This is a genomic window from Sphingopyxis sp. (assembly GCF_036402335.1).
Lineage (GTDB): Bacteria > Pseudomonadota > Alphaproteobacteria > Sphingomonadales > Sphingomonadaceae > Sphingopyxis.
On the sequence record NZ_DASWTD010000005.1, the window covers coordinates 1 to 5,009 of the forward strand.

The 5,009-nt window shown below is 62.8% G+C and carries 5 protein-coding genes; 4 read left to right on the forward strand and 1 reads right to left on the reverse strand.

Annotated features, from left to right (window positions below; genetic code table 11):
• The 4 genes from VGD20_RS00075 to VGD20_RS00090 all read left to right on the forward strand — a co-directional run.
• Positions 1-417: hypothetical protein (locus VGD20_RS00075; RefSeq protein WP_331132495.1), on the forward strand; the 417-nt coding region annotated here is incomplete at its 5' end.
• A gap of 40 nt (positions 418-457) precedes the next feature.
• Entirely contained in the window at positions 458-1,054 is a 597-nt protein-coding gene (locus tag VGD20_RS00080; RefSeq protein ID WP_331132496.1) for a sugar transferase, read from the forward strand.
• Positions 1,051-1,692, forward strand: a complete 642-nt coding sequence (locus tag VGD20_RS00085; protein WP_331132497.1) for an acetyltransferase — start codon at positions 1,051-1,053, stop codon at positions 1,690-1,692. Before VGD20_RS00080 ends, VGD20_RS00085 begins: the two co-directional genes overlap by 4 nt.
• On the forward strand, positions 1,686-2,909 hold the full coding sequence (locus VGD20_RS00090) for a DegT/DnrJ/EryC1/StrS aminotransferase family protein (protein WP_331132498.1): 1,224 nt from the start codon (positions 1,686-1,688) through the stop codon (positions 2,907-2,909). The genes VGD20_RS00085 and VGD20_RS00090 overlap by 7 nt, the downstream gene beginning before the upstream one ends.
• 58 nt (positions 2,910-2,967) lie before the next feature.
• Here VGD20_RS00090 and VGD20_RS00095 read toward each other — a convergent pair whose 3' ends face one another.
• Complete coding sequence (locus VGD20_RS00095; RefSeq protein WP_331132499.1) at positions 2,968-4,911, reverse strand: nucleoside-diphosphate sugar epimerase/dehydratase; 1,944 nt, start codon at positions 4,909-4,911, stop codon at positions 2,968-2,970.
• Positions 4,912-5,009 lie beyond the last annotated feature (98 nt).

Consider the following 5,009-nt stretch of genomic DNA (forward strand, 5'->3'; position numbering starts at 1 on the left):
CCGGCGGTAGGCGCCGTGTTGCTGCGACGTCATCCCGCCTGCAAGGCGAGTTTTTCGGCGCTGCTTTCCGACATCACCGTTGAAAATGACGCGGCGCTGGTTAGCGATTTCCTGGATGCTTGCGACATTGTGCTGGTGCCGAACAGCGGAGTGACGATCGAATGCCTGCACAAGGGCAAGCCGACATTCTACGTCTCGGGGACCGACGAGATCGAGGATGATTATTATGGCTTCGTTGCGGACGCGATACTGCCCCGTTTCGATCAGGAACTGCTGCAGCGCGGAAGCGATATCGCGGCCTGGTTCGACGCTGATTGGGAAGCGCGTTTCGCGCGATACGACGCCACAATCGAAAAGCCGATCGAACAATTGAAGCGCGATGCAGGCAAGGCATTCCTGCACCTCGTCGAACCATGATGCTCGCGGGCTGGAACCGGCTGATGAAGATCCCGGTGCGATGAAGCGCTTCGTCGATCTGACACTGGCCGGCGGCGCGCTCCTGCTCCTGTCGCCCTTGCTGTTGGTCCTGGCCTGGCTGATCCGGCGCGATATGGGGGCGCCGGTGCTTTTCCGGCAGGTACGGCCGGGTATCGGCGGCCGCCCCTTCGAGATGCTGAAGTTCCGGACGATGCGCGATGCGTCGGGCCCAGACGGCCAGCCGTTGCCCGACGCCGACCGGCTGACGCCGTTCGGGCGGATGCTGCGCGCGGCAAGTCTCGATGAACTCCCCGAACTTTGGAACGTGATAAAGGGCGAGATGAGCCTCGTCGGTCCCCGACCGTTGCTGATGGAATATCTGCCGCGCTACAGCGCCGAACAGGCGCGCCGGCATGACGTGCGTCCGGGGCTCACCGGCTGGGCGCAGGTAAATGGCCGCAATGCCTTGAGTTGGGAGCAGAAATTCGCGCTTGACGTCTGGTACGTCGATAATCGAAGCTTTGCGTTGGATATGAAGATCCTCTGGATGACGGTCGCCAAGGTGCTGCGACGCGACGGGATCAATGCCGACGGCGAGGCGACGATGCCGAAGTTCGAGGGGACACGCGAATCGTGACGCTGCTCTTTGGTGTATATGGCGCCAGCGGTTGTGGCCGAGGCATCCTGCCGCTGGTGCGCGACGAGGTCGGAGGGCAAGATGTACGGCTTGTCTTCATCGACGATGCGCCGGCCTCCGAATGGCAGAACGGGCAGGAGGTTTGGACCTTCGAGCGTTTCGCTGCCGAACCCGCGGTGCGGCGCGTCGCGGTGCTCGCGATCGCCAACTCCCGCGTCCGCGAGCGACTGGACCGTCGATGCCGTGAAGCGGAAATCGAGATTGCAGGGACCACCGCTGCAAATGTGGTCGTGATGGACGATGTAGAGATTGCGCCGGGCGCGCTCCTGTCGCCCTTCGTTACGCTCACGTCCAATATCCGGATCGGGCGCTGCTTTCATGCCAATCTCTATTCCTACGTCGAGCATGATTGCGTGATCGGCGACTATGTGACCTTTGCGCCCGGCGTACACTGCAACGGCAATGTGACGATCGGCGATCATGCCTACGTCGGTGCCGGTGCCCTCATCCGGCAGGGGCTGACGATCGGCGCGGGGGCGATCGTCGGAATGGGGGCGGTTGTAACCAAGAATGTTCCTGCGGGCGCGACCGTCGTTGGAAATCCCGCTCATCCGATGGACAAGAGGTCATCATGCTGAATACTTCCTTCTCCCCCTGGCCCAGCTTCAGTGCAGAGGAGGTCGACGCCGTCGCCGCCGTGCTGCGGTCCAACAAGGTCAATTACTGGACCGGCAACGAGTGCAGGATGTTCGAACGCGAATTCGCCCTCTGGGCGGAAGCCGACCATGCCATTGCGGTAACGAATGGCACGGTCGCGCTGGACCTCGCGTTGCATGGCCTGGGCATTGGCAGCGTCAACGGCGGTTTGGCCGGTGATGAAGTCATCGTCACGCCCCGCACCTTCCTCGCGTCGGTCAGCTGCGTATTCAACGCGGGCGCGGTCCCGGTATTTGCCGACGTCGACCCCGATAGCGGCAATATTTCGGCCGCCACCATCGCGACGAAACTGACCGAACGCACCCGGGCAATCGTCGTCGTCCATCTCGGCGGGTGGCCGGCGGACATGGATCCGATCATGGACCTCGCGGCACGCCAGGGGATCAAGGTGATCGAAGATTGCGCACAGGCGCATGGCGCTCGCTACAAGGGGCGAAGCGTCGGCTCGATCGGTGATGTCGGGAGCTGGTCCTTTTGCCAGGACAAGATCATGACGACCGGCGGCGAGGGCGGCATGGTAACCTGCAACGATCGCGCTCTATGGTCGAAAATGTGGTCCTTCAAGGATCATGGGAAGAGCTGGGATGCGGTTTACGAGCGCGCGCATCCGCCCGGTTTCCGCTGGCTGCACGAAAGTATCGGGACGAACTGGCGAATGCTGGAAATGCAAGCCGCCATCGGCCGGATCCAGCTGCGCCGGATGGCGGAATGGACCGCCGCGCGGACGCATAACGCTGCGCTGCTTCGCGCGGCGCTGGCGCCGTTTGCGGGGCAGGACGGCCCCATCCGGATGCCTCGGCCGGACGGCGAGGGCGACGTCCACGCCGAATATAAATTCTACGCTTATGTCCGTCCCGACGCCCTGGCACCGGGCTGGGACCGCGACCGCATCGTTGCCGAGATCAACGCGCGGAACGTCCCCTGCTACCAGGGCAGCTGCTCCGAGGTTTATCTCGAAAAGGCGTTCGACGGCACGGGTGTGCGTCCGGCCCAACGGCTCATGACAGCACGCCAGCTGGGCGAGACCAGTCTGATGTGGCTGGTCCACCCGACCCTGACCGACTCCGAGATGAAGCTCGCTGCCGAGGTAAGCCGCGAAGTCATAGCCGCGGCGGCCGTGGTCAAGGCGCCGGCCTGAAGCCCGGCAGCGGAGCGGGCTGCCGATCGGCTACAACCGCCAGCCGGCGGCGAGCAGGTTAGGCGCGCCCGGCTTCTAGGCGCGTGAGCCAGGATGCATCGGGCGCGAACTCGGGCACCAGCCGGTTGACGACATGGACCGCGGCGACGCTGTCGCCGGTATTCCGGATCGCGACGTCAAGTTCGTCGAGTGCTTGTTCGAGCTCTTCCCACGGCCAGGAATTTTCCTGCGCCCGCATGATGCGCGGGTGGCTTGTCTGTTCCGGATTGTTGCCGATGAGCAGCTCTTCATAGAGTTTTTCGCCCGGACGCAGTCCTGTTTCGACGATGTCGATATCGCCGTCCGGATTGTCGGCGTCGCGAACGCTGAGGCCCGACAGGCGGATCATCGAACGGGCGAGGTCGGCGATCTTCACGGGCTGCCCCATATCGAGCACGAACACTTCGCCGCCTTTCGCCATGGCGCTGGCCTGAACAACCAGCTGCGCGGCTTCGGGAATCGTCATGAAATAGCGGGTGATTTCGCGATGGGTGAGCGTGACCGGCCCGCCCGTCGCGATTTGCGCCTTGAAACGGGGTACGACCGAACCGCTCGACCCGAGCACGTTGCCGAAGCGCACCATGCTGAAGATGGTCTTTGTACGGGGTTGCGCTGCGTGGGCCTGGAGGATCAACTCGCAGACGCGTTTCGATGCCCCCATGATATTGGTCGGGCGGACCGCCTTGTCGGTGCTAATGAGAATGAAGTTGGCGACGCCCACTTCCTTCGCCGCCTGAACGCTGTGCAGCGTTCCCATGATATTGTTGCGCAGGCCGGAAAGCGGGTTTGCCTCGACGAGCGGCACATGCTTGTACGCGGCAGCGTGAAAAACCGTCTCCGGTCGGTAATGTGAATAGACGCGTCGCATCGACGAACGCTGCGAAGCATCGGCAAGTTCTGGAACCAGGGGCACCGAGACGTCCAGTTCGCGCATGAGCTCGACCAATTCCTGCTCGATCGTGTAGAGCGCGAATTCGGATTGCTCGAGCAGGATCAGGCGTGCCGGACGACACCGGATGATCTGCCGGCAAAGCTCGCTGCCGATCGAGCCGCCGGCCCCCGATACCATGACGGTCCGACCGACGGTCGTTTTGCCCATCAGCAACATATTCGCCGCGACCGTCTCGCGCCCCAGAAGCTCCTCGATCTGGATCTCGCGAAGATCGCTGACGGTCACCTTGCCTTCGATGACGCTGGTCAGGTTCGGCAAGGAACGGACATAAACTTGCTCGTCCTGCAATGTTTCGATGATTTCGCGGCGGCGGGTCCGCGACGCACTCGGAATTGCCAGCAGCACCTGGTCGACATCGGTCTCCTCGAGAAGGTGATGGAGCCGATTCGACCCGAATACCGGAACGCCATCGAGCCGCTGGCCGTCGAGCCGCAGATCATCGTCGATGAATCCCACGAGGTGGACCTGCGGTTCGTGCCGAAGCGACAGGGCGAGCTGCTGTCCGGCGCGGCCCGCACCGTAGACGAGCACGCGCTGCGCGTTGACGTCGACGACCTTGAGCAGGTCGAGCAGCGCAAAGCGGATCGCGATGCGATTGGCGCTGAGCAGCAGCAGGAAGATGATCGGATGCAGGACACTCAGCGTCCTCGGAACCGAGGGCAGGCGGAAGATCACGCACACGACCAGCAAGGGTATCGTCATGATCGCGCATGCGATCACCAAATCCGCAATCGTTCGTGCGCCCGAAAAGCGGATCAGTGAGCGATAGACGCCGGTTCTCCACGCGATCGGATACCAAAGCGCCAGAGCGATCGCCGCGAAGGTAATGACCGGCAGCGACATAAGCCCCCAAGCGCCGATCCGGAGCGAGAAGGCGATCAGCACCGCCGCGACGCACAGAAAACCATCGATTGCGACCGCCATCATCTGCCGTTGGACGCGGGGGCGGTCGAGAATGAATGCCAGTGCCTGCGCGCGGAAGCTGTGCCACCGCTCGTTGTCGAAGATCATTTGTCGCCAACCGTTTTGCATGGGGTCCCTGTTGGTTTAGTTGGACTAAACTGGATGTAGGGTATTTCCCTACAGCGACCCTGCGCCGGGACGATACA